Source organism: Micromonospora sp. NBC_00860, from assembly GCF_045207375.1.
Taxonomy (GTDB): Bacteria; Actinomycetota; Actinomycetes; order Mycobacteriales; family Micromonosporaceae; genus Micromonospora; species Micromonospora vinacea.
Genome location: NZ_CP108825.1, coordinates 2,057,396 through 2,083,100 on the forward strand (window position 1 = coordinate 2,057,396; position 25,705 = coordinate 2,083,100).

The window sequence follows — 25,705 nt, forward strand, 5'->3', positions numbered from 1 at the left end:
TTTACATCAGGGGGCGGAAGTAGTGCCGGACCGCGTAGCGGTAGACCTCCTCACCCAGATGCGCCCCCTCGACATCAGCGGTGCGGAAGTGGACGCCGCCCCAGACACGTGCGCCGATCAGCTCGTTGAGCGCCTGGGAGAAGCTGGTGAAGTGCCTGGTCGTGCCGGAGTCGACGCTGGAACCGCTGAACGCGATGTCGTCTCGGCCGAAGAAGTACCGGTACAACGACATGCGCGCGCCGGTGCCGCAGGCGTGGCCGGAGGGATATTCGGGGAAGGGGGGCGTGACGAGCAGCGACTGCCAGCCTGGCTCGGCCGCCGTCCTTGGGTTGCCGTCCGTGTCGGCCAGTTGGATCCCCGTGACCGGACGCCAGTAGCTCCAGAGGTCCTTCTGGCTGAAGCAAGCTACTCCCGAGTCGGCCACGATGAGGTCGGTCATCGCGAAGAATCGCGCGGTCTGCAGGGCGTCCAGTCGTTGGGTGGTGGCGAGTTGTCGCTTGATCTCCCAGGAGGCGGAGCGCCGGTCGTGCCACCAGATCGCGGCCTCCGTCTGGTCCTGGGTGCGCACCGTGCTCGTCGTGGAGCCGACCTCCTTCACCTCATTGAGGTCGCGGGCGTATGCGCTGCTGCTCAGTCGTGGCGGCGGGGGTGTGCGGAACGTCGACGCACGAGGGATGAGGAACGGCCGCATGTGGCCGGTCCATGCGCCCTGGGACAGGAAGAGCGGCGGCGTCGGTCGCCACTGGCCGGGTCGTGTCCCGTCTTTCCACCGCTGGTCCCCGAACGCGCCGTCGTCCTGCCGCGCCGTGACCATCGCGGCCGCGGCTCGTGCTCCGATCACGATGCCGTCCTGCTTCGACCGCCCGTTGGGAATGACGGCGAGAGCCGCGTCGTACTGTGCGCGGAGCCGTTCCTGCTGAGCGGGGAAGAGGGCGGCGAGTACGTCGTGGCGGCGGCGGCGACGGCAGCGTCCGCCGACTCGGTCCCCCTCGACGGCGGTGCGGTCAGGTACGGCTGGTAGGGGGTGCCGGCGATCGCGTTCAACGCGTCGTAGACAGCCCCGTTCACCATCGCGAAGCTCCGCACCTGTTCGTTCGGCTGCTGAGCCGCGACGTCCCAGATCGCCGTCTGGGCATGGAGATCCCAGGTGACCACCGGATTGGCGGGATCGGTGCCAGGGGCCGCGGCCTCGGCGCGGGTTGCCGGCCCGGTCGTCGTGGACGCGACCAGCGAGCAGAGCGCGATGGCTGTGGGAATGACGCGGGACCAGATCGCACGTCGTGTTGGGTTCTGGCTCGTCATGATCTCCCCGTCGCTGACGTGTCGACGCTCTTGTCGAAAGAAGCGGCCGACGAACGGTATCGATGACGATCGAACATAGCACCGTCACGCCTCGACGGTTGGCCGTCCGGTCGCCACCACCCCGGGTACGGGCAGCTGGGTCCGAGCGCGGTGCCGGGCCCGTGGGGCCCGGCACCGCGACCGAAACGTCAGGCGACCGTGCGGGCGGTGCCGTTGAGGGTGAGTGCGGACGGTCGGCCGGCATTGCCGGTGTGGGTGGCCTGGAAGCCGATGTCGACCGAGGTGTTCGGCGCGATCGTCGCGTTGTAGGAGACGTTGCGGGCGGTCACCGCTCCGCTGGATGGGGAGTAGGTGGCGTTCCAGCCGTTGGTGATGGTCTGCCCGCCCGGCAGCGTGAACGCCAGGGCCCACCGTTGACCGGTGTGCTGCTCGTGTTGGTCACCGAGATCGGCGCGGTGAGACCACTGTTCCCGGCGTTGACCGTGTACGCGACGCGGCAGTCACCCGTCGGCGGGCGCGTGGCGTCGGCTCATCTTGCGGTAGCCCGTGGCGTTCGGTGCACCCCGTCGGCCAGGTCGCTGAGCGTCAGGGCGCGGTACATGTCGACCAGGTGTACGCGTTTACCGGCGGCGGCTCGGCTCTGCACGATCCCGGGGATCGCGGCGATCGTCCAGCATGCGGCGGGCGTCACTGGGGTGGTCGATCGTCGCCGACTTGGGGTTCTTCCAGTCTCCGGGCGATCTGTTCGATGGCGATGAGGTGGTCCGGGGCGAGGCGGTCGATGAAGTGGCGTCGCACCGACCGAACGTGGGCCGGTGCCGCGTCCTCGAGTGCCTCCAGCCCTTGCGCGGTGAGTACGAGGAAGCAACCTCTGCCGTCGGCCGGGTCGGGTGTGCGCCTCACGAGACCGCGCGACTCCATCCGGGTGGCGTGCCGGGACAGCCGGCTGCGTGACCAGCCCATCTTGTCGGCCTGTTCCCCCAGGCTGCTGGTGTGGCCGGTCCGCTCCGACAAGGTGCTCAGCACCTCGTAGTCGGGTTCGGAGAGCCCGACCGCGGCCAGGTCGCGCGCCGTGCCGGTCTGCACCGCGACCACTACGCGCAGGAATGCCCGCCACGCGCGTTCCTCGTCAGGGTTCAACCAGGGTACGGCCCCGACCGGCGGTGTTGTTGACATGTAATCAACTTAGCACTTACGCTCGTTTCCATGTCAACGAAATCGACACGTGTCCTCGTACTGATGTGCAGCACCCGCCCAGGTGCCCTCGGCCCGGTGGTGACACAGTGGCTGACCGAAACGGTCGCCTCTCGTGCCGCGGCGCTCGGCGTCGAGCTTGTGCCGGTGGCCCTCGGCGATCTGAACCTGCCGTTCCTCGACGAGGAGGAGCATCCGTCGTCGGGTGTCTACCAGCAGGAGCACACGCGCCGGTGGAGCGCGATCGTCGACGCGGCGGATGGTTTCATCGTGGTCACGCCGGAATACAACTACGGGATGCCAGCGACGCTGAAGAACGCGCTGGACTACCTCAGCCGCGAGTGGGCATGGAAGCCGATCGGTTTCGTCAGCTACGGCCACACGTCGGCGGGCACCCGGTCCGTTCAGCATGCCAAGCAGGTGGTGACGACACTCCGCTTGGTGCCGTTGGGCGCCACGGTCGCGATTCGCATCGGCGACGCGGTGGAGAATGGGCGGCTGCTTCCCGACGCGACCCGCGACACGGCGGGTGTCGGGCTGCTGGACGAACTGGTCCGTGTCGCCCACGCCCTACGGCCACTGCGCGAAACCGGACGAGCCGGGACGCTGTCTGGACCGTTGCCAGGGTCCTACACGAGACGGCTGACCCCCGACGACGCGCCCGAGGTCACCGTGCTGCAGCGGTGCTGCTGGGTGGACGAGGCCGTTGTCAATGGCACCTTGGCCATACCTGCCCTGCATGAGTCGCTGGAGGAGGTGCGCGACTGGCTGGAGACCTGGCACGTCACCGGCATCTGGTTGGACGGCCGACTGCTGGGCATGGTGCGTGCGCGTCGCGACGGCACCGACTGGCACGTGGGTCGGCTCGCTGTCGTGCCCGACCTGCGGGGGCGCGGGCTCGGCCGGTGGCTGCTACGCACCGCCGAAACCGGTGCGGAACCGGAATGCCGTCGTGTTCTGCTGTCCACGGGCGCGAAGAGCTTGCGCAACATCGACCTTTACCACAGTGAGGGATACCAGTCGGATTCACTCGACCGCCCTGACGGAACCGCCCGCCTCACCAAGGACATCTCCGTCAGGCAGCGCTGACGCTGCCGGCCTCCGAGGGCGGTTCAAGGGGCGCGGTGCCGGGCCCGTGCTGCCCGGCACCGCGACCGAAACGTCAGGCGACAGTGCAGGCGGTGCCGTTGAGGGTGAACGCGGACGGGCGGCCGGTGCCACCCGTGTGGGTTGCCTGGAAGCCGATGTCGACCGAGGTGTTCGGCGCGATCGTCGCGTTGTAGGAGACGTTCCGGGCGGTCACCGCTCCGCTGGACGGGGCGTAGGTGGCGTTCCAACCGCTGGTGATGGTCTGCCCGGCGGGCAGCGTGAACGCCAGGGCCCAGCCGTTGACCGGTGTGCTGCTCGTGTTGGTCACCGAGACCGACGCGGTGAGACCGCTGTTCCAGGCGTTGACCGTGTACGCGACGCGGCAGTCACCGGTCGGCGGGGGAGTGGTCGGCGGGGGCGTGGTCGGAGGGGGAGTGGTCGGAGGGGTGTCGCCCCCGATGCTGCCGGGCACCGTACGGAGAGCCTCGTACCAGGCGGCGGCCATCTTGCGGTAGCCGGTGGCGTTGGGGTGCACCCCGTCGGCCAGGTCGCTGAGCGTCAGGGCGCGGTACATGTCGACCAGGTGTACGCGTTTACCGGCGGCGGCCCTGCTCTGCACGATCCCGGGGATCGCGGCGTTGTAGCCCCGGACCTGGTTGTCCGCGCCGGACTTCGGGATGAGCGTCGCGACGAACACGTCCGCGTTCGGGGCGGTGGTGGTGATCCGGTCGACGAGCGTGGCCAGCCGGGACGGGGCCCCTGACGTGTCGCCGTACATGTCGTTGGTGCCGATGTGCAGCAGCACGGTCCGCGGGTTCGTGGCCCGCAACCAGTTCACCACGTTGGCGTCGATCTGGGCGATCGTCCAGCCGGAGTGGCCCTGGTGGTCGTGGTCGCCGAGGCTCGCGGGCCCGTTGAACTGGGAGCCGACGAAGTCGATCCGGTAACCACCGGACGTGAACCGCTGCCACAACTCGATCCGGTAACCGCCGGGAACGTTGAAGCCGTCGGTGATCGAGTCGCCGAGCGGCATCACCCGTACGCCGCCGTTGGACTCGGCGCTGGCGGGGGTCGTCGCGATCGGTACGGCGGCGACCATGGCGGCGATGGCGACCACTGCCGTCCACCACCGGTGGGCCCGCCGGGGCCTCGATGTCGGTGCGTTGCCGGTCGGCGTGAGAGGGGCGGGGTGGCCAAGCGTTGGACTGCGCATGGGACTTCCTCTGGTGGGGTGCGCGACATCGGCGGCCACCGGGAGGAGGGCTGCCACCATGACGCGCTACGCGGAGGTGGGGTGCGTGGCACCACCAGGAACCCGGACGTCTGCACTGGTGGTCGTCGCGGTGTGGCGGGCGCCGGACGTCGAGGGTCTGGCGCGACGGACCGATGAGTCGTGGCGGAGGTGTGCCCTGCACCTCGCCTGACGCACCATAGCGTGTTATCGCTAACACCAGCAACGCATCAGCGTTCGACGATGCCTCACGATGAGCTGCTCAGCGCCGGGCCGACTGGAGTACCGTCCGCAGCCAGCGCAGCTGACGCCGGACGTGGACGGCCTCCCCGCCCTCGTGACCGTTGAACGGGTAGACGTGCACCTCCCGCTCGGGCGGGACCGGCCTCCCGTTCGCGGCGCCGTAGTGGTTGTAGGCGGCGAAGGCGGTTCGCGGTGGGCAGACGGTGTCGCGCCGGCCGACCCCGAACTGCGCCGGCGCCGTCGCCCGGCGCGCGAAACTCACCCCGTCGACGTAGGACAGGGTGCGCCACACCGCCTCCTCGGCCTCCCGGTGCACCGCCAGGTACCGGGCAATCTCGCCGTACGGCGCGAGGTCGGTGAGCGCGACGGCCCGACGCATGTCGCAGAGGAAGGGGGCGGTGGTCAGCACCGCGCTGAGATCGTCGACGAGACCGGCCACCGCCAGGGCGATGCCGCCGCCCTGGCTGTTGCCGACCACGCTGACCCGGTCACCCGCGACCCCCGGCAGAGCGCGGACCGCCTCGACCGCCCGCACCGCGTCGGTGATCAGGCGGCGGTAGTGGTAGTCCCGCGGATCGAGGATCCCCCAGGTGACCGGCCAGGGCCCGCCGGGCGCGCCGTGCGGGTCGGGCGTGTCCCCGGCGCCGTGCTGCCCCGCCTGACCACGGTTGTCCATCAGCAGGTGCGCGTACCCGGCCGCCGGCCAGGTCAGCCGTTCATGGGGCAGGCCGCGCCCGCGACCGTAGCCGGCGTACTCGACCACGGCCGGCAGCGGCTCTCGAACCCCGGCCGGGCGGGTGTACCAGGCGCGCACCGGGTCACCGCCGAAGCCGGCGAACGTGACGTCCCAGGAGTCCAGCAGCCGCAGGTCGGTGGGCTCGGGACGGACGTCGACGAGCACCGGCGCGGCGGCCGACCCGGCGAGCGTGTCCCGCCAGAACTCGTCGAAGTCGTCGGGCTCGACGACCTCGGGCGCGTACCGCTGGAGGTCGTCGACGGTGGAGGCGGAGTGGGGCACGGGTCCTCGCAGGGGCCGGGGGTCAGTGCGGGTGGGCGGGGGGCGCGGTGCTCTCCCGGACGACCAGCTCGGTCACCAGGTCGATCCGGCTGGTCGCCGGCTCGTTCCCCCTGGTCAGGTCCAGCAACATCTGGGTGGCGATGCCGGCCATGTCGCGCAACGGCTGGTTGATCGTGGTGAGGGCCGGGTCGGTCCAGGCGGAGACCGGCAGGTTGTCGTACCCGATCACCGAAAGGTCCTCGGGCACTCGCAGGCCGCACTGACGGGCGGCCCGGAGCACCCCCATGGCCTGGATGTCCGACCCGGCGAAGATGGCCGTGGGTCGGTCCGCCCGCTGGAGCAGTTGCAGCCCGTGGGCGTGCCCGGCGCCAGCGGAGAAACTGCCGTAGCGGATCAGTTCCCGGTCGACAGCCATCCCGGCTTCGTCGTGGGCCGACTGGAAGCCGGCGGCGCGGGCACGGCTGCACAGCACGTCGGGTGGCCCGGAGATGATGGCGATCCGTCGGTGTCCCAACTCCAGCAGGTGCCGGGCGGCGAGCAGGCCACCGTTCCAGTTGTTCGACCCGACGGTGGGCACAGAAGCCGAGGTCGCGCTGTCGGTGTCGACGACGACGAACGGTATGCCCTGCCGACGCAGGTGCTGCTGCTGGGCCTCGGCAAGGTGGGATAGCACGAACACCACGCCGAGGGGACGGTCGGCGAGTAACGCCTCCAGCCACCGTGCCGGCGGACGGTGCGCGCCGTCGAGCTGGGCGATCGACAGCCCGATTCCGGCTGCGGAGGTCACCGCCTCGACGCCCCGCAGGATCTCCATCGCCCAACCCGTGTCGAACTCGTGGAACACGAGGTCCACCCGGCCGCCGCTGGTCGCCTGTCGCCGGGCGCGGCGCTGGTACTGGTGGCGGTCGAGGCTCGCCTCCACCCGTGCTCGGGTGTCGGGGGCGACATCGCCGCGTCCGTTGAGGACCTTGGACACGGTCGCGACCGAGACGCCGACATCGTTGGCGATGGTCGCGATGGTGGTGGAGGCGGGTGGGTCGAGCGGGCGGTGCTCTGTCATCGCGGCCTCATACAACATCCGAAAGTTTCGGGCGACCTTAACATGATGAGACATTCACGCCAGTCGGTGCCGCAGTCGGGCTCGCCAAACGAAGGCCATTGCGTGGCTAGTCGGCGACGGAGTGGTGATTGGGGAGTCACCGTACGCAGGAAACACCCCCTGGTGGTCCGGTTGAGACTCTTGACAGGCATCGATGCGGCACTTAGGTTGCCGAAAAGGTTACGCAGGTTTCCGGAAAGTTTCGGATCGTGAGAAACGTCCGCCACGGAACTGGTCCCACCAGGGCACCGGAATGTGGCCGGAGCTGAGGGGTCGGGGCATGAGTAGTCAGTCGCTCGAGGACGGCGGCGCCGCGCCGTGGCGTGATCAGCGACTGTCACCGACCGAGCGGGCCGAGGCGCTCCTGCCGAAGATGTCCCTCGAAGAAAAGATCGCCCAACTCGTCGGAGTCTGGGTCGGCGCCGACGCCAGCGGCGAGGGCGTCGCACCGCACCAGTCGGACATGATCAGCGAACTGCCACAGTGGAGCACCGTCATCCAGCACGGGTTGGGCCAGCTGACCCGCCCGTTCGGCACCGCCCCGGTCGACCCGGTGTCCGGCGCCCGGTCGCTGGCGGCCTCACAGGCGCAGATCGTGGCCGCCAGTCGGTTCGGCATTCCCGCGCAGGTGCACGAGGAGTGCCTCACCGGGTTCGCGGCGTGGCGGGCGACCGTCTACCCGACCCCGCTCAGCTGGGGCGCGTCCTTCGACCCGGAACTGGTCGAGGCGATGGCCGACCGGATCGGGCGGTCGATGCGCGCCGCCGGTGTGCACCAGGGCCTCGCCCCGGTACTGGACGTCACCCGGGACTACCGCTGGGGCCGTACCGAGGAGACGATCGGCGAGGACCCCTACCTGGTCGGGACGACCGGTGCCGCGTACGTGCGGGGCCTGGAGCGGGCCGGCGTGGTGGCCACGCTGAAGCACTTCGCCGGCTACTCCGCCTCCCGGGGTGGACGTAACCTCGCGCCGGTGCCGATGGGCCCCCGCGAGTTGGCCGACGTCATCCTGCCGCCATTCGAGATGGCGCTGCGCCTCGGCGGCGCCCGCTCGGTGATGAACTCCTACGCCGAGATCGACGGCCTGCCCGTCGCCGCCGACCGTGGGCTGCTGACCGGGCTGTTGCGCGACGAATGGGGCTTCACCGGCACCGTGGTGGCCGACTACTTCGCCGTACGGTTCCTCCAGACCCTGCACCGAGTCGCCGGGGACGCCGCCGACGCGGCCCGGCTCGCCCTGCGGGCCGGGATCGACGTCGAACTGCCCACAGTGGATGCCTTCGGCGCGCCGCTGGTGGAGGCGGCGCGCCGCGGCGAGGTCGACGAGGCGCTGATCGACTGCGCGCTGCGTCGGGTGCTCATCCAGAAGATCGAGCTCGGTCTGCTCGACGAGGGCTGGCAGGAACTGCCCGCCGACGTGGCGTCCCTGCGCTTCGACGACGAGACCAGCCAGGACATCGCCGTACGCCTGGCCCGGGAGTCCGTCGTCCTGCTGCGCAACACCGGCGTCCTCCCGCTGCCCGCGGGCGGTCGGGTCGCCCTGGTCGGCCCGGTCGCCGACGACCCGATGGCCATGCTGGGCTGCTACTCGTTCCCCAACCACGTGGGCGTCAACCACAGCGACTTCGGGCTCGGTCTGGACATCCCCACACTGCGCGACGAGTTGGCCCGACGCGTCCCGCTGCTCACCCACGAGCCGGGGTGCACCATCACCGGCGAGGACACCTCCGGTATCCCGGCCGCGGTCGCCGCGGCCGCCGCCGCCGACGTGTGCCTGCTGGCCGTCGGCGACCGGGCCGGGATGTTCGGCCGGGGCACCTCGGGCGAAGGCTGCGACGCCGTCGACCTGCGACTGCCCGGCGTGCAGGCCGACCTCGTCCGCGCCGTCCTCGCCACCGGCACCCCGGTGGTCCTGGTGCTGATGACCGGTCGCCCCTACGCGCTCGGCCCGGAGTTCGACGGCGCGGCGGCAGTGGTGCAGGCGTTCTTCCTCGGTCAGCTCGGTGGGCAGGCGCTCGCCGAGGTGCTCACCGGCGCGGTCAGCCCCTCCGGGCGGTTGCCGGTCAGCGTCCCCCGGGACGCCGGCGGGCTGCCGAGCACCTACCTCGCGCCGCCGCTCGGTCGGCGCAACAAGGTCTCCTCGGTCGACCCGACCCCGACGTACCCGTTCGGCCACGGGCTGAGCTACACCACCTTCGAGTGGTCCGACGCGACGGTGGTCGAGCCGCGCGACGACCCGGCCGCCTGGCCGGTCGACGGCGAGGTACGGGTGCGGATCACCGTCGCCAACACCGGCGAGCGGGCCGGGACCGAGGTCGTGCAGCTCTACCTGCACGACCCGGTCGCGCAGACCACCCGTCCGGTGGTGCGGCTGATCGGCTACACCCGGCTGCCGTTGGCGCCCGGCGAGGCGGCGCACGTGACGTTCGGCGTACCGGCCGACGTGGCGTCGTTCACCGGGCTGACCGGCCGGCGGATCGTCGAGCCCGGCGACGTCGAGCTGCGCTTCGGCCGGTCGAGCGGCGACGTGGCGGCGGCCCTACCGCTGCGACTGGTCGGCACCGAACGCCAGGTCGGTTACGAGCGGGAACTGCTCACCTCGGTGCGGGTAGAGCCCCTCGTGGCTGTTCCACAGTCGGTATAGGAGGCCAAGGATGACATCCACCCTGCGGCCACCGCCGCCGGCGCCGCCGAGCTCTCCGCGGCCGGCGCAGAGCCCTGCCCCGCGCTCGCCACGACGTCGTCGCAGTTGGCGGCAGGCGCTGCGCCGGGACTGGCAGCTCTACTCCCTCGCCGTCCTGCCGCTGCTGTTCTTCCTGGTCTTCCGGTACCTGCCGATGATCGGCAACATCATCGCCTTCCGCCGGTTCAAGCCGGGCGGCAGCATCTTCGGTGAGTACTGGGTCGGGCTGCGCTACTTCCGGATGTTCCTCAGCGACCCGACGTTCTGGGAGGTGTTCACCAACACCCTGGTGCTGGGGACGCTGACCCTGCTGTTCTGTTTCCCGCTGCCGATCGTGCTGGCGCTGCTGCTCAACGAGGTCCGGGCCCGCCGGTTCAAGCGGTTCGTCCAGTCCGTGTCCTACCTGCCGCACTTCCTGTCGATCGTGATCGTGGCGGCGATGGTCATGCAGTTGACCTCGATCGAGGGCACGGCCAACCAGATCGTCGGCCTGTTCGGTGGCGACCCGGTGGCGTTCCTGCAGAAACCGGAGTGGTTCCGCACCATCTACGTCTCGTCCGAGGTCTGGCAGACCGTGGGGTGGGGCACGATCCTCTACCTCGCCGCCCTCACCACAATCGACGAGGACCTGTACGAGGCCGCCCGGATTGACGGCGCCGGCCGGCTGCGGCAGACCTGGCACGTCACGTTGCCCGGCATCCGTCCGACGATGGTGACCTTGCTGATCCTCAACATCGGCAGCTTCCTGGCGGTCGGGTTCGAGAAGATCCTGCTGCTCTACAACCCGTTGACGTATCCGACGGCCGACGTGGTCTCCACCTATCTGTTCCGGATGGGCTTCCAGTCGAGCAACTTCAGCTACGCGGCAGCCATCGGCCTCTTCGAGGCGGTGATCGGGCTGATCCTCGTCCTGTCGGCGAACGTCATCTCCCGTCGCACGGTGGGGACGAGCCTGTGGTGACCCTCGGCACGAAGATCGACGCCCCGACGACGCGCGGGCCGGTGGACAGCCGGGGCTACCGGATCTTCCGGGTGGTCAACACGGTCGTCCTGCTCGGCGTCGTGGTCGTGACGCTGTACCCGTTCCTCAACATCGTGGCCCGGTCGCTCAGCGAAGAGGCGTACATCATCGCCGGCAAGGTGACAGTCGTCCCGCGTGGGTTCGACCTGACCGCGTACAAGCTGCTGATGTCGGACGCGATGTTCTGGACGAACTACCGCAACACTGTGGTGTACACGGTGGTCGCCACGCTCATCTCGATCGTGCTGACCACCTGTTACGCGTACGTGCTGTCGAAGCCGCAGCTCAAGGGGCGCCCGTTCCTCATCGGCATCGCGCTGTTCACCATGTTCTTCTCCGGTGGTCTGATCCCCAACTACGTGCTGGTCACCAGCCTGGGCATGAAGAACACCATCTGGGCGGTGGTGATCCCCAATGCCATCAGCGTGTTCAACCTGCTCGTCATGAAGGCGTTCTTCGAGAGTCTGCCGAGCGAGTTGGAGGAGGCCGCGGCCGTCGACGGGCTGAACACGTACGGCATCCTGCTGCGGATCGTGCTGCCCCTGTCGAAGGCGATCATCGCGACGATGGTGCTCTTCTACGCGGTCTCCTTCTGGAACTCGTGGTTCACCGCCTTTCTCTACATCGACCGGCAGGATCTGCTGCCGGTAACCGTGTACCTCCGCAACCTCATCGCGGGCGCCACGAGCGCCGAGTCGGCCGCGGCCGACGCCGACAAGGTCCAGGCCGCGGCCACCCTCCAGGCCGTGACGATCGTGCTCACCACCCTGCCGATCCTGGCGATCTACCCCTTCGTCCAGCGGTACTTCGTCCGCGGCGTGATGCTCGGCGCGGTCAAGGGATGACGCCGGCGCCGCACCGCTTCCCCTCGAATCCCCCACCACCGAAAGGACGAGCCATGCTCCACAAGACGTGGCGCCGCGTGGCATTGGCCACCGCGGGTCTGCTTGCGCTCTCCCTTGCCACCGCCTGTTCCGAGGACCCCGGCGAGTCGACTGACCTCTCCGGGAACCGGGTCGGCGCGATGGCCAACTACGGCGTCGGTGACCAGTTCAAGGCCACCGAGGCGCTCTCGTTCTCCACCCTCTACAACAACCACACGTTCTATCCGCTCAAGGAAGACTGGCTGTTCTGGTCGGAGCTCACCAAGCGGACCAATGTCAAGATCGATCCGGTGGCCGTGCCGCTGAGCGACTACGAGCAGAAGCGCAGCCTGCTGATCGGCGCCGGAGACGCTCCGCTGATCATCCCGAAGACGTACCACCCGCAGGAGGACGCGTTCGTGTCCTCCGGGGCGATCCTCCCGGTGAGCGACTACCTGGATCTGATGCCGAACCTCAAGGAGAAGATCACCAAGTGGAACCTCCAGCCGGAGATCGACAACCTGCGGCAGTCCGACGGTAAGTTCTACCTGCTGCCCGGCGTGCACGAGAAGCCCACGCAGGACTACACCGTGCTGGTGCGCACCGACATCATGCAGGAGCTCAACCTCCCCGTCCCGAAGACCTGGGACGAGCTGTACACCGTGATGAAGGCGATGAAGGCGAAGTACCCGAACGTCTACCCGTACTCCGACCTCTTCAGCAAGCCCAACCCGACCGGCGCGCTGCTGAACATCCTCGGCTCGGCCCACGGCACCTACGCGGGCTGGGACTACCAGCACGCCACCTGGGACCCGGCGGCGAAGAAGTTCAGCTACACCGGCTCGTCCGACCAGTACAAGCAGATGGTCACGTTCCTGCACAAGCTCGTCGCCGAGGGTCTACTCGACCCGGAGAGCTTCACCCAGACCGATGACCAGGCACGGCAGAAGCTCGCCAACGGCAAGTCCTTCATGGTCACCGGCAACGCGCAGACCCTGGTCAACAACCACCGGCCCGACCTGGCCAAGACCCTGCCGAACGCCAAGATGGCCAAGATCCCGCTGCCGATCGGCCCGGCCGGCGAGATCAACCCGTTCCCCCGGCTGGAGAACGGCATCATGATCTCCACGAAGGCCCGGGAGAGCAAGAACTTCGTGGCCATGATGCAGTTCATCGACTGGCTGTGGTATTCCGACGCCGGCATGGAATTCGCCAAGTGGGGTGTCGAGGGCACCACCTTCACCAAGGACGCCTCGGGCAAGCGTTCGGTCACGCCCGACGTCGACTTCCTCGGGGTCAACCCGAAGGGAACCAAGCACCTGCAGAAGGAGTTCGGCTTCCAGAACGGCGTCTTCTCCTACGGCGGCACCCCCGACCTGGTCCGTGGGTTCTTCTCGCCGGAGGAGTTGGAGTTCCAGAAGGTGATGGACGCCCGCAAGCCGAGGGAGGTCCCTCCGCCGCGCCCGTTGACCGACGAGGAGCGCGAGCAGGTGTCGCTCTGGGAGACCCCGCTGAAGGACTTCGTCACCCAGAACACGCTGAAGTTCGCCCTGGGTCAGCGTCCGCTCAGCGAGTGGGACGCGTACGTGGCCGAGCTGAAGGCCAAGAACTCCGACCAGTACATCGACCTGGTCAACAAGGCGTACGAGCGGTTCCAGAAGAACAACGGCTGATCAACGGGGTCCGGTCGGGTGGCCTGTCGCGGCCCGACCGGACCCGTCTCCGAGCAGAGGGAGCGATCGTGAGTGGCGCGGCCCAGACCTGGCGACAGTTCGGCGACGGACCACTGTCGCGGATCACCTCGCGCGTCTACATCCTGCTCGTCGTCGAACTGCTCCTGCTGCTCACCACACTGCCCGCCCTGCTCCCGCTGCTGGTGCTGGGCCGCGACCCCAGCAACCTGCCACTGGCCGCGCTCCTGCTGGTACCGGTCGGCCCGGCCGTCTCCGCCGCTCTGTACGCCCTGCGTCACCAGCAGACCGACCTGACCGACCTGCATCCGGCAGCCCTGTTCTGGCGCGGCTACCGGGCCAACGCGTTCGGGGTGCTGCGCATCTGGGTGCCGACGCTGCTGTGGCTGACAGTGCTCGCCGTGAACCTCGCCTACCGGGGCGCGGTAGGCCTTCCCGGCTGGTGGGCGGCGCCACTGGTGCTGATCGCGGTGGGCGTGACGCTCTGCGCGGCCAACGCCCTGGTGATCACCTCGCTGTTCGACTTTCGCACCCGCGACGTGCTTCGGCTGGCCGTGCACTTCCTGTTGCGTACCCCCGCTGTTTCCGTCGGCAACGCGCTGTTGCTGGCCGCGGCGGCCGGGATCACCGCGGTCTTCTCCGAGGCGGTGCTGATGCTGCTCGCGTCGATCGCGGTGCTGGCGTACCTGCGCATCAGCGAACCGATGATCCAGCTGACCCGGAAGGAGTTCGTCGCATGAGCCTGCCCCTCAGCGCCAAGGTGCCCTTCGGGGGCGACTACAACCCGGAACAGTGGCCCGAGGACGTGTGGAAGCAGGACTACCGTCTCTTCGACAGCGCACGGATCGACCTGGTCACCCTCGGCGTGTTCGAGTGGGCGCTCACCCAGCCCGCCGAGGACACCTACGACTTCGCGCTGCTGGACAGGATCGTCGAGCGGGCCAGTGCCGAGGGACGCGGGATCTGCCTGGCCACCGGCACCGGAGCCCACCCGCCGTGGTTGGCGAAGGCGTACCCCGAGGTGACCCGGACCGACTTCGAGGGCCGCAAGCACCGGTTCGGTCAGCGACACAACTCCTGCCCCAGCTCGCCGGTCTTCCGCCGGCTCTCGACGGAGCTGGCCCGCCGGGTCGCCCGCCGCTACGCCGACACCCCGGCGGTGCTCGCCTGGCACGTCGGCAACGAGTACGGCGGCGCCTGCTACTGCGCGCTGTGCGCGGCCGGCTTCCGGAACTGGCTGCGCCACCGCTACGGCACCCTCGACGAGCTGAACGAGGCCTGGTACACCACCTTCTGGTCGCACACCTTCACCGACTGGGACGAGATCGAGTCACCGTCGGCGCTGACCGAGCACTGGCGGGGCCCGGACCACACCGCGTTCCCCGGCATCACACTGGACTACCTGCGGTTCACCTCCGACGCGATGCTGACCAACTTCCGCGACGAGAAGGCCGCGATCCGGGAATCCAGCCCGACGCTGCCGGTCACCACGAACTTCATGGGCATGTACCGGCCGATCGACTACCACCGCTGGGCCCCTCATCTGGACTTCGTCTCCTGGGACAACTACCCGCCCGACGACGAGTCGGCGGCCCGGATGGCACTGACCCACGATCTGATGCGCGGGCTCAAGGACGGCCAGCCGTTCTGGCTGATGGAACAGACCCCGAGCGTCACCGCGTGCCGCGACGTCAACCCGTTGAAGCGCCCCGGTCTCATGCGGCTGTGGAGTTGGCAGGCAGTGGCGCACGGCGCCGACGCGGTGCTCTTCTTCCAGCTGCGCGCCTCCCGCGGGGCCAGCGAGAAGTACCACGGGGCGGTCATCGGCCACGCCGGTCGCTCCGACACCCGGGTGTTCCGGGAGGTCGCCGAGCTGGGCGCCGAGCTGGAACGGCTCGGCCCCGCGTCGCTGGGCGCGCGGACGCCGGCCCGGGTGGCGCTGCTGTTCGACTGGGACAGCTGGTGGGCGTTGGAGCTGTCCGACGGCCCGTCGCGGCTGGTCCGCTACCAGCAGGTCGTGCTCGCGTACCACAGGGCGCTCTGGGACGCCGGTGTGGACCTGGACGTCGTCGCGGTGACTGCCGACCTGTCCCGCTACGACGTGGTCGTGGCCCCGGCCCTGCACCTGCTCAAGGGTGACCTGCCGCAGCGGCTGGAGGAGGTGGCCGCGCGTGGCGGCTCGGTGCTGACCACCTACCTGTCCGGCCGGGTCGACGAGAACGACCAGGCGTTCCTGATGGACGTGCCAGGACCGCTCGGGCAGCTCACGGGTGTCCGGGTCGACGAGTGGGACGCCCGCGGCCCGGAGGTGGTCAACCCGGTCCGCCTCGGCGACGGCGCGGACCAGGTCGACGTCGACGCCCGGCTGCTGTTCGAGCTGGTGATCCCGCAGGGCGCCCAGGTCGTCGGTACCTACCAGGCCGACTTCTACGCGGGCACCCCGGCGGTGACCCGCAACTCCTTCGGCGCCGGCTTCGGCTGGTACGTGGCCGCCGGTCTGGACCAGGCCGGAGTGTCCTGGGTGGTGCGGCAGGTGCTCGCCCGGCACGACCTGCTCGGGCCCTACCCGGACGTACCGGACCTGGAATCCGCCGTCCGGGTCGCGGCGGACGGGTCGCGGCTGCTGTTTCTGCTCAACCACCGCGCCGAGCCGGTCGAGGTGACCGCCCGGACCGGCGGCGTCGACCTGCTCACCGGCGACCGTACGGCGGCCGGCGCTGCCCTGCGGCTGCCGGCGTACGGGGTTGTCGTGCTGGAGGAGGACCGGTGAACGCCGAAGAGTCGGTGGAGTTGGAGCAGTTGATGTTCGTCGAGGAGCCGATCGATGGCGACGAGCCGCGCGTCCATCCGGCCTGGCTGCCCCCGGAGGCGTTCCGGTCGCTCGGCTCGCGCCGCATCCTCCTGCACGGCGAGGGGTTGCTCGTCGACACCGTCCTCACCGAGGTCTCGCGCGCCTGCGCCCGGTACGGCGGGCGGGTGTGGCACTCCCCGTCCTGGGACGTCGATGTCGACCTGGTGCTCGCCCTGCGCGACGCCGCCGAGCTGCCCAACCCGGCGGTGGAGGCGGCGCGTGCCGCCGGCGAGGCGGCGCTGGTCGAGCTGGGCGGCGGCGGGACGCTCGGCGACGAGGGTTTCGTGTTGGCGCAGGCCAGTGACGTGACAGTGTTGCTGGCCGACGCGCCCGCCGGCCTGCTGTACGGGCTCTTCCACGTGGTCCGGCTCTGCGCGGCGGCCTTCGACCCGGCCCGACCCCCGGAGCGGCACCGCCCGGCGCTGCGCCGACGCATGCTGAACCACTGGGACAACGTGGCCGTGCACCCGGTGATGGGCCAGGTCGAACGGGGGTACGCGGGCGGCTCGATCTTCTGGCGCGACGGCCGTCCGCGCGGCGACCTGGCCCGGGTGCGGGAGTACGGGCGGCTGCTGGCTGCCTGCGGGGTCAACGCGATCTCGGTGAACAACGTCAACGTGGCCCGCACGGAGGCGCTGCTGCTCACCGAACGGCTCGGCGACGTGGCCGAGATCGCCGACGCGCTGCGCCCGTACGGCATCCGGGTGCACCTGTCGGTCAGCTTCGCCGCGCCGGTGGTCCTCGGTGGCCTGCCGACCGCCGACCCCCTGGACGAGACGGTGCGGGCCTGGTGGGCCGCGACCACCCGGCGGGTGTACGACCGCATTCCGGACTTCGGCGGTTACCTGGTGAAGGCCGACTCGGAGGGGCAACCTGGCCCGTTCACCTACGGCCGGGACCACGCCGACGGGGCCAACCTGCTGGCTGAGGCGCTCGCCCCGCACGGGGGAGTGGTGCACTGGCGGGCGTTCGTCTACAACCACCACCAGGACTGGCGGGACCGGTCCACCGACCGGGCCCGGGCCGCGTACGACCACTTCGCCCCGCTCGACGGGCGGTTCCGTACCAACGTGGTCGTCCAGGTGAAGTTCGGCCCGGTGGACTTCCAGACCCGCGAGCCGGTCTCACCGGTGCTCGCCGCGATGCCGGCGACCCGCCTGGCGGTGGAGTTGCAGGTCACGCAGGAGTACACGGGCCAACAGCGGCACGTCTGCCACCTCGGCCCGTGGTGGAGCGAGGTCCTGCGTTTCGCCCCCTGGGGGCCGGGCGGGCGGACGATCGCCGACGTGGTCACGGGAGAGGCGGCGGCCGGCGGCGGGCTGGTCGCGGTCGCCAACGTCGGCGACGACCTCTTCTGGACCGGGCATCCGTTGGCGCAGGCCAACCTGTACACGTTCGGCCGGCTTGCCTGGGACCCTCGGCGGGATCCGACGGCGATCCTCGACGAGTGGATCACGCTGACCTTTCCGCCGTCGGCGACCGCCGACGCGGAGCTGGTGCGGCGGACCCTGCACGAGATCATGGACGACTCGTGGCGCACCTACGAGCGCTACACCGCCCCGCTGGGCGTCGGCTTCATGGTCAACCCCGGCGACCACTACGGCCCCGGCGTCGACGGGTACGAGTACACCCGGTGGGGCACCTACCACTTCGCCGACCGGGACGGCGTCGGCGTGGACCGCAGCCGCGCGTCGGGCACCGGCTTCGCCGGCCAGTACCCGCCGTACTGGGCCGAGGTGTACGAGTCACCCGAGAGCTGCCCCGACGAACTGCTGCTCTTCTTCCACCACGTGCCGTACGGGCATGTGCTGCACAGCGGCTCGACAGTCATCCAGCACATCTACGACACCCATTTCGCGGGGGTCGAGGAGGTGAAGGCGATGCGACGGAGGTGGCAGACGTTGACCGGCATGATCGACCCGAGCGTCTACGAGCGGGTCGCCGAATGCCTCAACGAACAGGTGCGCTGCGCCACCGAGTGGCGCGATCAGATCAACACGTACTTCTTCCGCAAGTCCGGGGTGCCGGACGAGCAAGGGCGGGACATCTACTGAGCGGCGGCGCGGGGCGGCCCGACCAGCCGGTCGGGCCTCCCGCGTGCCGTGCGCCCCAACGGCCTGGCAGGTTCCGAAAACGTCCCGATAATTTATCGCGACCCATCCTTGCTGATCATGCCCGTCGATGTCCATTGCTGCGCAGGTGACCGCCGGAACCGTTGCCGCGAAAGGTTTCCGGAAGTCTTGACAATCGAGTGTGCTCGATTGAAGCTGACATGGTCACGCGAGCCGCGGTCAAGGTCGGGCGAAGGGCAGTCCTCGACTTAAGTCCCCTTCCACGCGCCTTTTTCGCAAGGGATCGCGACGATGACACTGAAGACGAGAATGCTTGGCGTCGTCATGGCTGCCGTGACACTGGCCGCCGCTGCGCTGACGTTCGCCACTCCCGCGTCGGCGGCGACGCTCACGCAGGTGACCAACTTCGGCACCAACCCCACCAACCTGCAGATGCACCTGTACGTCCCGGACCGGGTGGCGACCCGGCCGGCGATCCTCCTGGCGATGCACTACTGCACCGGGACGGGCCCCGCGTTCCACTCCGGCACCCAGTACGCCTCCCTCGCGGACCGGTACGGGTTCATCGTGATCTACCCGTCGGCGACCCGCAGCAGCAAGTGCTGGGACGTCTACTCGCCGCAGGCGTTACGCCGTGGCGGTGGCAGCGACCCGGTCGGGCTCATGTCGATGGTCGACTACGTGCGGCAGCGCTACTCCGCCGACCCCGCGCGGATCTTCGCCACCGGCACCTCCTCCGGCGCGATGATGACAAACGTCATGCTGGGGGTCTACCCGGACGTGTTCGCGGCGGGCGCCTCGTTCGCCGGGGTGCCGTTCGCCTGTTTCGCCACCGGTGGCACGTCGGAGTGGAACAGCCAGTGCGCCAACGGGCAACTCATCCGGACCGCGCAACAGTGGGGTGACCTGGTCCGGGAGGCGTACCCCGGTTACACCGGTCAGCGACCCCGGATGCAGATCTGGCACGGCACCAACGACGAGACGCTGCGCTACCCGAACTTCGGTGAGCAGGTCAAGCAGTGGACCAACGTGCACGGGCTGAGCCAGACCCCGACGTACACCGACTCCCCGCAGTCCGGCTACACCCGCACCCGGTACGGCAGCAGTGGCCCGATGGCGCCGGTCGAGGCGATCAGCATGCAGGGTGTGACGCACAACCTGCCGGTCGACGCCGCGCAGGTGATCCGATTCTTCGGGCTGGACGGCACCGCGCCGCCGACCACCCCACCGCCCACCACCCCACCGCCGACCACCCCGCCGCCGACCACGCCGCCCCCGACCACGCCACCGCCGACCGAGGGCGCCTGCCGGGTCGGTTACACGGTCAACGCCTGGAACAGCGGTCTCACAGCGAGCGTGGCCATCACCAACACCGGTGCCACCGCCGTGAACGGCTGGGCGCTGACCTTCACGCTGCCGACCGGGCAGCGCATCACCAGCGGCTGGAACGCCCAGTACGCCCCGGCGAGCGGTGCGGTGACAGCCCGCAACGTCTCCTACAACAACACCATCGCCCCGAACGCGTCGGTCGAGATCGGCTTCCAGGCCACGCACGAGGGCGGCACCGGCAAGCCCACGTCGTTCGCCCTCAATGGTGCCGCCTGTTCGGTGTCCTGATTTCCCTGTCCCACTCCACCACCTGAGAAGGAGTCACCCGATGAGAAGTACGAGATGGAAGGCGGCATCGAGAGCCGCCATCGCGCTGGCCGGCGCGGGCGCCCTCGCCGCCGGCATGGCGCTGTTCGCGACGGCGCCGGCCGCCGCCGGGACGACCCTCGGCGCGTCCGCCGCCGAGAAGGGTCGCTACTTCGGTACGGCGGTGGCCGGATTCAAGCTCTCCGACAGTGCCTACACCACGATCTTGAACCGCGAGTTCAACATGGTGACGGCCGAGAACGAAATGAAGATGAACGCCACCGAGCCGCAGCAGAATCAGTTCAGCTACGGGGCGGCGGACCAGATCGTCAACCACGCCCGCAGCCGTGGGATGAGCGTGCGGGGCCACACGCTGGCGTGGCATTCGCAGCAGCCCGGCTGGATGGAGAGCATGAGTGGTAGTGCTCTTCGGCAGGCGATGCTCAACCACGTGACGCAGGTGGCCACCCACTTCCGGGGTCAGGTCGTGGCGTGGGACGTGGTGAACGAGGCGTTCGCCGACGGCAGCTCCGGAGGCCGTCGCGACTCCAACCTCCAGCGCACCGGCAACGACTGGATCGAGGCGGCGTTCCGGGCGGCGCGTGCCGCGGATCCGGGCGCGAAGCTCTGCTACAACGACTACAACACCGACAACTGGACGCACGCGAAGACCCAGGGCGTCTACAACATGGTGCGGGACTTCAAGGCCCGTGGTGTGCCGATCGACTGCGTCGGGTTCCAGTCGCACTTCAACAACGACTCCCCGTACGTGAGCAACTACCGCACCACGCTGTCGAGCTTCGCGGCACTCGGTGTGGACGTGCAGATCACCGAGTTGGACATCCAGGGCGCGTCGGCGAACACCTACCGCAGCGTGGTCGAGGACTGCCTGGCCGTGGCCCGGTGCAACGGCATCACCGTGTGGGGCATCCGCGACAGCGACTCGTGGCGGGCGTCGCAGACCCCGCTGCTGTTCAACAGCAACGGCTCGAAGAAGCCCGCGTACGACGCGGTTCTCGCCGCACTCAACAACGGCACCACGCCCACCGACCCGCCCACGGACCCGCCGACCGACCCGCCGACCGATCCGCCCACGACGCCGCCTCCGGGCCCGGGTGGCTGCACGGCGACGGTTTCGGTGAACCAGTGGACGGGTGGCTTCGTGGCGAATGTTCGAGTGACGGCCGGCTCGTCGGCCCTCAGCGGCTGGACGGTGACGATCGCGCTGCCGTCCGGCGCGACGGTCACCAACGCGTGGAGCGCCAACCGTAGCGGTAACACCGGCACGACCAACTGGACGAACGTGGCCTACAACGGCCAGGTCGGCGCCGGACAGTCCACCGAGTACGGGTTCCAGGCCAACGGCACCGCCGGCAGCCTCAGCCCCACCTGCTCAGCCCGCTAACACCTCACCAGCCGGTGCGGAGGCCCACCGCCTCCGCACCGGCCCATCCCAGCCCTCGTTGATCAAGAGGTTTGCGTCATCCTGCCTGGCCTGTCCTGACGCAAACGTCTTGATCACCGGGGTGGATGGGGAGTGGTCAGTCGCCGGAGAAGCCCCAGAAGTAGATTTCCTCCGGCCTGCCCTCGGCGTCGTGCAGGACCGCGCAGCGGCCGAACCACCTCTGCTCGGCCAGCCCTTCGATCGCGGCCAGGTGCTCGCGGGTCAGCCGCTCGGTGCCGGCATGGTGCAGTGCCTCGGCAGCGCTCACCGGCTCGACCGTGCCGAATTCGGGCCGTTCGCCCTCGTCCAGGACGCGGTAGACGTCGAGGATGGAGTGGGTACCCGATTCCTGCACCCACTCGTCGTTGAAAAGCTCCTTCATCGTGGCGGGACGGTTCGGATAGTCGCTCGCCGAGTTGGGGGTCTCACCGCGGGCCCACCAGTAGTCACCGTCGGCGAAGACCTTGTCCCGCAGCGCGTCCAACGCCGCGTCCAGGTCTGGCTGGTACGCGACGAAGTAGCTCCACCCGGATGCGCCCACCACTGCCTCTTTCCTCAACGTGTCAACAGTGCCGGCACGGTAGCGGGCAGCACCGACATCGGTGGGGGAGCAGTTCACCGAGTTCGACCCACGTTCCTCTCAAGCCTGGGCGGCGACGAGGAATATCGGCACGACGACGAGGATCCGGTTCGTGCGGGCGCGCTCGGCTTGCTCGGCGAGCCAGGTCTCCTCGTCGGTGATCCGTCTCAACAGGTTGAGCGCGGTGTCGTCGGTGAAGACACCGGTGTGCACCTCGACGATCGGGTCGGTGAACCCGGCGTCGAGCAGCAGGTTGCGATACCTACGGGCAACGCGCGGCGACGGGAGTGAGTCCGCCTTCGCGTGGACCAGCCGACGGGTGGTTTCCGGCTCGTCCGAGTCAATGGCGATCATGTCCCAGTCCTGGCCGAGCAGGACGGCCCGGCCGCCCGGTGCGAGCACCCGGCGGGCCTCGGCCACGGCTCGCGCCGGGTCATCGAGCACGTGCAACACCTTGTCCGCCCGGTAGAAGGCCGCCGATCCGGTCTCGAGCGGTAGCTCGGCGGCGTCCCCGACATGGAACTCGCCGGCAGGCCAGCGCTGTCGGGCCACGGCGATCATCTCGGGGTCGAGGTCGACGCCGACTGCGTGGGATCCGCGCTCGGCCAGCTCGGCAACGGCGCGGCCACTGCCACAGCCGGCGTCGACGACGGTTCGGCCGGCGAGGTCGCCGAGCAACTCGTAGGAACGGGTGCGCAGTTGGACGGCCGCGGGCTCGCTCTCGATGGCATCGAGGACAGCTAGAAGACTGGACATGCCCGCCATGGTCGGACTTAATGTCGACATGAAGTCAAGCCCGATGACGATCGGCGAAGTGGCCGACCACTTCGGCCTGCCGGCGCACGTCCTGCGGCACTGGGAATCGGTGGGCCTGCTCTGCCCCGCCCGGGTCACCGGCGGCCGTCGCCGCTACACCCGCGACGACCTGTTCCGGGTTGCCTCGATCCTGCGCGCGAAGCAGGCCGGCCTGCCGCTGCCCGACATCCGGGCGTTCCTCGCCGCGCGCGACCCGGCCGCCCGCAAGGACGTGCTGCGCCGCAACCACAGCGCGCTCCAAGCCAGGATGGCGGCGCTGCGGTCGGCACTCGATCTGCTTGAGGCCGGGCTGACCTGCTCACACGAGGACATTTCGACCTGCCCGAACTACCGCGCCCATCTGGCGGAGCTGGTGGAGGTCGGGGGTGGTGGCTAGCCGTCGATGCGGGTGATGTTGCGGATCTTGTTGGACGCGTCCAGGGCGGCGACCTTGTACGCCTCGGCCAGCGTCGGGTAGTTGAACACCGCGTCGACCAGGTAGTTGATCGTGCCGCCGCAGCCCATCACCGCCTGACCGATGTGGACGATCTCGGTGGCGGCGGTGCCGAACACGTGCACCCCGAGCAGTCGGCCGTCATCGGGGGAGACGAGCAGCTTCAGCATGCCGTACGAGTCGCCCACGATCTGACCCCGGGCCAGCTCGCGGTACCGGGCGATGCCCACCTCGAACGGTGTCGAGTTCTCGGTCAGCTGCGCCTCGGTCTGCCCGACGAAGCTGATCTCCGGGATCGTGTAGATGCCGATCGGTTGCAGGCCGTGCATCTCCCGGATCGGTTCACCGCAGGCGTGTTGCGCGGCCAGCCGGCCCTGCTCCATCGAGGTGGACGCGAGCGCGGGGAAGCCGATGACATCGCCGACGGCGTAGATGTTCTCCACGGAGGTGCGGTAGTTGGCGTCCACCGTGATCCGGCCACGTCGGTCCGCCTCCAACCCGGCCGCCTCCAACGCCAGGTCGTCGGTCTGACCCTGCCGCCCGGCCGAGTACATCACCGTGTCCGCGACGATCTTCTTGCCGCTCTTGAGGATGCACAGCGCCGCCGTCTGGTGCTTCTCCACTGCGGCGACCTCCTCGCCGAAGCGGAACGCCACGGACAGGTCGCGCAGGTGGTACTTGAGTGACTCGACGACCTCGTCGTCGCAGAAATCCAGCATCCGCTCACGGCGTTCCACCACCGTCACCTTGGTGCCCAGCGCGGCGAACATCGACGCGTACTCCATGCCGATCACCCCGGCGCCGACCACCACCATGCTGCGGGGCACGGCCTGAAGGTTGATGACGCCGTCGGAGTCCACGATCGTCCGGTCGTCGAAGTCGACGCTGTCCGGGCGGGCCGGGCGGGTGCCCGCCGCGATGACGATCTTGTCGAAGGTCACCCTGGACTCGCGGCCGGAGCCGCCGTCGACCCAGATCGAGTGCGCGTCGGCGAAACGCCCGGTGCCGGTGATCATCGCGACCCGGTTGCGGGCCAGCTGATTGCGGATGACGTCGGTCTGCCGGGTGATGACGTGCTGGGTCCGGGCGGCGAGATCGCTGACCGTGATCTCCTCCTTGACCCGGTAGCTGCTGCCGTACAGGTCCCGCTGGCTCAGGCCGGTCAGGTAGAGCACGGCCTCGCGCAGGGTCTTGGAGGGCACGGTGCCGGTGTTGATGCACACCCCACCGATCATGTCGCGGCGGTCCACGATGCCGACCCGCCTGCCGAGCTTGGCGGCGGCGATCGCGGCCTTCTGACCGCCGGGCCCGGAGCCCAGCACCAACAGGTCGTAGTCATACACAACCGCTAGCGTCGCAAGATGTCATGGCCGGCGCCAGACCCCGGAGCCGAGCGTTATTCGTCTGCCACAGTGCAGAGGCCGCCGTTCAGTGTGATCTCCTCCGGCAGTTGAGTGCCGGTGGCGACGAGCCCCAGCGACACCGTGCCGCCGGGCGGGATCACCGCGTTGCGGCTGGTGTTGCCCACCCGGAGGTAGCTGTTGTTGAGGCGGTCGACGACCTTCGCGCCCCAGATGCCCTGCACCTGCTGGCTGGCCCAGAATCGCCACGTCATCGTCCACCCGTCGACCGCTGTGGTGCCGGTGTTCTCGACGACGAGGTGGGCCACGAAGCCGTCCGGCCACTGCCGTACGACGGACCGGACCGCGCAGCTTGGCGGCGGCGGCAGGGTGGTCACCGTGACCGGTGTGGACAGTGGGGACAGGTGTCCGACCTCGTCGCGCGCCTGCACCACGAAGGTGTACGTGGTGTTCGGCGTCAGCCCGCTGACCTGGGCACTGTTCACGGGCGGGTACTGGTACACCTCACGGACCCGCGTGAGAGTGCCGCCGGCGTCGACCCGGAACACCTCGTACCTGTCGAGCGCGACGTTCTCCACCGAGTGCGGCCACCGCATTCGGACCACAGTGTCGGTGACGTCGTACGCCACCGGTTGACCCGGCGCGCTCGGCGGTTGGTCGTCCCCCGGTGGCATGGTCAGCCGCAGGGTCGGGTTCGACACCGAGCTGTTGCCGGCCGCGTCCAGAGCCCACACCGAGAAGGTGTACGTGCGCGAGGGCCGCAGGTCGGTGATCCGGATGCTGTTGGTATCGGTCGAATACTGGGCGCCGAAATCCTCGAATCGCGCGCCGACCGGGTAGCGGACCACCCCGACGTTGTCGGTCGAGGCCGCCCAGGTCAGCTCGACCCAGGTGGTGTCGATGGCGACGACAGTGATCGGGCCGGGGGCGGTGGGTCGTTCGGTGTCGTCGGCGGCGGCGTGTGCCGGGGTCGCGCCGGCGGCGACCAGGGTTGCCGTCAGTGCGCCGGCGACCAGCGCGGCGGCCCTGGACCGGATTCCTCGGAACGGATGCTGACGCACGATGAAGTCCTCGCTTCC

22 protein-coding genes and 1 pseudogene are annotated in these 25,705 nt (G+C 69.4%); 12 read left to right on the forward strand and 11 right to left on the reverse strand.

Annotated features, from left to right (window positions below; translation table 11 throughout):
• Position 1 precedes the first annotated feature (1 nt).
• The 4 genes and pseudogenes from OH804_RS09295 to OH804_RS09310 all read right to left on the reverse strand — a co-directional run bounded on the left by OH804_RS09295 (position 2) and on the right by OH804_RS09310 (position 2,478).
• Positions 2-841 carry a vanadium-dependent haloperoxidase gene (locus tag OH804_RS09295; protein ID WP_406064328.1) on the reverse strand — a complete coding sequence of 280 codons (840 nt, stop codon included), beginning with the start codon at positions 839-841 and terminating at the stop codon, positions 2-4.
• Complete coding sequence (locus OH804_RS09300) at positions 838-1,302, reverse strand: hypothetical protein (protein ID WP_406064330.1); 465 nt, start codon at positions 1,300-1,302, stop codon at positions 838-840. Before OH804_RS09300 ends, OH804_RS09295 begins: the two co-directional genes overlap by 4 nt.
• Before the next feature lie 188 nt (positions 1,303-1,490).
• A pseudogene (locus OH804_RS09305) lies at positions 1,491-1,822 on the reverse strand (cellulose binding domain-containing protein); the annotation flags it as partial.
• A gap of 167 nt (positions 1,823-1,989) precedes the next feature.
• Positions 1,990-2,478, reverse strand: coding sequence for a MarR family winged helix-turn-helix transcriptional regulator (locus tag OH804_RS09310; protein WP_196923500.1), 489 nt, complete (start codon positions 2,476-2,478; stop codon positions 1,990-1,992).
• Between the two features lie 30 nt (positions 2,479-2,508).
• Here OH804_RS09310 and OH804_RS09315 point away from each other — a divergent pair, with 30 nt between their 5' ends.
• Positions 2,509-3,585, forward strand: a complete 1,077-nt coding sequence (locus tag OH804_RS09315; protein WP_406064332.1) for a GNAT family N-acetyltransferase — start codon at positions 2,509-2,511, stop codon at positions 3,583-3,585.
• 73 nt (positions 3,586-3,658) lie between these two features.
• On the opposite strand, the gene OH804_RS09320 is transcribed toward OH804_RS09315, so the two are convergent.
• The gene (locus OH804_RS09320) at positions 3,659-4,702 is read right to left on the reverse strand and encodes a cellulose binding domain-containing protein (protein ID WP_406064334.1); all 1,044 of its coding nucleotides are present in this window, start codon (positions 4,700-4,702) and stop codon (positions 3,659-3,661) included.
• Positions 4,703-4,883: 181 nt separating this feature from the next.
• On the opposite strand from OH804_RS09320, the gene OH804_RS09325 reads away from it, so the two are divergent.
• Positions 4,884-5,009 carry a hypothetical protein gene (locus tag OH804_RS09325; protein ID WP_269215342.1) on the forward strand — a complete coding sequence of 42 codons (126 nt, stop codon included), beginning with the start codon at positions 4,884-4,886 and terminating at the stop codon, positions 5,007-5,009.
• Between the two features lie 69 nt (positions 5,010-5,078).
• On the opposite strand, the gene OH804_RS09330 is transcribed toward OH804_RS09325, so the two are convergent.
• Together OH804_RS09330 and OH804_RS09335 are read right to left on the reverse strand one after the other, a co-directional pair.
• Positions 5,079-6,077 (reverse strand): acetylxylan esterase, encoded by a 999-nt coding sequence (locus tag OH804_RS09330; RefSeq protein ID WP_406064336.1) that lies wholly within the window; start codon positions 6,075-6,077, stop codon positions 5,079-5,081.
• 22 nt (positions 6,078-6,099) lie between these two features.
• Positions 6,100-7,137, reverse strand: coding sequence for a LacI family DNA-binding transcriptional regulator (locus OH804_RS09335; RefSeq protein ID WP_406064338.1), 1,038 nt, complete (start codon positions 7,135-7,137; stop codon positions 6,100-6,102).
• Positions 7,138-7,456: 319 nt separating this feature from the next.
• Here OH804_RS09335 and OH804_RS09340 point away from each other — a divergent pair, with 319 nt between their 5' ends.
• The 9 genes from OH804_RS09340 to OH804_RS09380 all read left to right on the forward strand — a co-directional run bounded on the left by OH804_RS09340 (position 7,457) and on the right by OH804_RS09380 (position 21,397).
• Positions 7,457-9,820: a glycoside hydrolase family 3 N-terminal domain-containing protein gene (locus tag OH804_RS09340; RefSeq protein ID WP_406064340.1), complete on the forward strand. Its 2,364-nt coding sequence runs from the start codon at positions 7,457-7,459 to the stop codon at positions 9,818-9,820.
• Positions 9,821-9,830: 10 nt separating this feature from the next.
• Positions 9,831-10,820: an ABC transporter permease gene (locus OH804_RS09345; protein ID WP_406064342.1), complete on the forward strand. Its 990-nt coding sequence runs from the start codon at positions 9,831-9,833 to the stop codon at positions 10,818-10,820.
• Positions 10,817-11,725, forward strand: coding sequence for a carbohydrate ABC transporter permease (locus OH804_RS09350; RefSeq protein ID WP_307788729.1), 909 nt, complete (start codon positions 10,817-10,819; stop codon positions 11,723-11,725). The genes OH804_RS09345 and OH804_RS09350 overlap by 4 nt, the downstream gene beginning before the upstream one ends.
• Positions 11,726-11,778: 53 nt before the next feature.
• The gene (locus tag OH804_RS09355; RefSeq protein ID WP_406064344.1) at positions 11,779-13,416 is read left to right on the forward strand and encodes an extracellular solute-binding protein; all 1,638 of its coding nucleotides are present in this window, start codon (positions 11,779-11,781) and stop codon (positions 13,414-13,416) included.
• Positions 13,417-13,484: 68 nt separating this feature from the next.
• On the forward strand, positions 13,485-14,174 hold the full coding sequence (locus tag OH804_RS09360) for a DUF624 domain-containing protein (RefSeq protein WP_196923491.1): 690 nt from the start codon (positions 13,485-13,487) through the stop codon (positions 14,172-14,174).
• Positions 14,171-16,204: a beta-galactosidase gene (locus tag OH804_RS09365; RefSeq protein WP_196923490.1), complete on the forward strand. Its 2,034-nt coding sequence runs from the start codon at positions 14,171-14,173 to the stop codon at positions 16,202-16,204. The genes OH804_RS09360 and OH804_RS09365 overlap by 4 nt, the downstream gene beginning before the upstream one ends.
• On the forward strand, positions 16,201-18,339 hold the full coding sequence (locus OH804_RS09370; protein WP_406064347.1) for an alpha-glucuronidase: 2,139 nt from the start codon (positions 16,201-16,203) through the stop codon (positions 18,337-18,339). The genes OH804_RS09365 and OH804_RS09370 overlap by 4 nt, the downstream gene beginning before the upstream one ends.
• 309 nt (positions 18,340-18,648) lie before the next feature.
• Positions 18,649-19,974, forward strand: a complete 1,326-nt coding sequence (locus OH804_RS09375; RefSeq protein WP_196923489.1) for a PHB depolymerase family esterase — start codon at positions 18,649-18,651, stop codon at positions 19,972-19,974.
• A gap of 40 nt (positions 19,975-20,014) precedes the next feature.
• Positions 20,015-21,397, forward strand: coding sequence for an endo-1,4-beta-xylanase (locus OH804_RS09380; protein ID WP_196923488.1), 1,383 nt, complete (start codon positions 20,015-20,017; stop codon positions 21,395-21,397).
• Positions 21,398-21,533: 136 nt separating this feature from the next.
• On the opposite strand, the gene OH804_RS09385 is transcribed toward OH804_RS09380, so the two are convergent.
• Entirely contained in the window at positions 21,534-21,977 is a 444-nt protein-coding gene (locus tag OH804_RS09385; RefSeq protein WP_406064349.1) for a hypothetical protein, read from the reverse strand.
• A 99-nt stretch (positions 21,978-22,076) separates the two neighbouring features.
• On the reverse strand, positions 22,077-22,772 hold the full coding sequence (locus tag OH804_RS09390; protein ID WP_406064351.1) for a methyltransferase domain-containing protein: 696 nt from the start codon (positions 22,770-22,772) through the stop codon (positions 22,077-22,079).
• Positions 22,773-22,815: 43 nt separating this feature from the next.
• Here OH804_RS09390 and OH804_RS09395 point away from each other — a divergent pair, with 43 nt between their 5' ends.
• The gene (locus tag OH804_RS09395) at positions 22,816-23,208 is read left to right on the forward strand and encodes a MerR family transcriptional regulator (protein WP_406064353.1); all 393 of its coding nucleotides are present in this window, start codon (positions 22,816-22,818) and stop codon (positions 23,206-23,208) included.
• On the opposite strand, the gene sthA is transcribed toward OH804_RS09395, so the two are convergent.
• Both sthA and OH804_RS09405 read right to left on the reverse strand, forming a co-directional pair.
• Entirely contained in the window at positions 23,205-24,608 is a 1,404-nt protein-coding gene (sthA, locus tag OH804_RS09400; RefSeq protein ID WP_196923485.1) for a Si-specific NAD(P)(+) transhydrogenase, read from the reverse strand. The two genes, OH804_RS09395 and sthA, sit on opposite strands and share 4 nt — an antisense overlap.
• Before the next feature lie 53 nt (positions 24,609-24,661).
• A complete protein-coding gene (locus OH804_RS09405; RefSeq protein ID WP_406064355.1) occupies positions 24,662-25,687 on the reverse strand; it encodes a fibronectin type III domain-containing protein in 1,026 nt (341 codons plus the stop codon).
• Between the last annotated feature and the right edge of the window lie 18 nt (positions 25,688-25,705).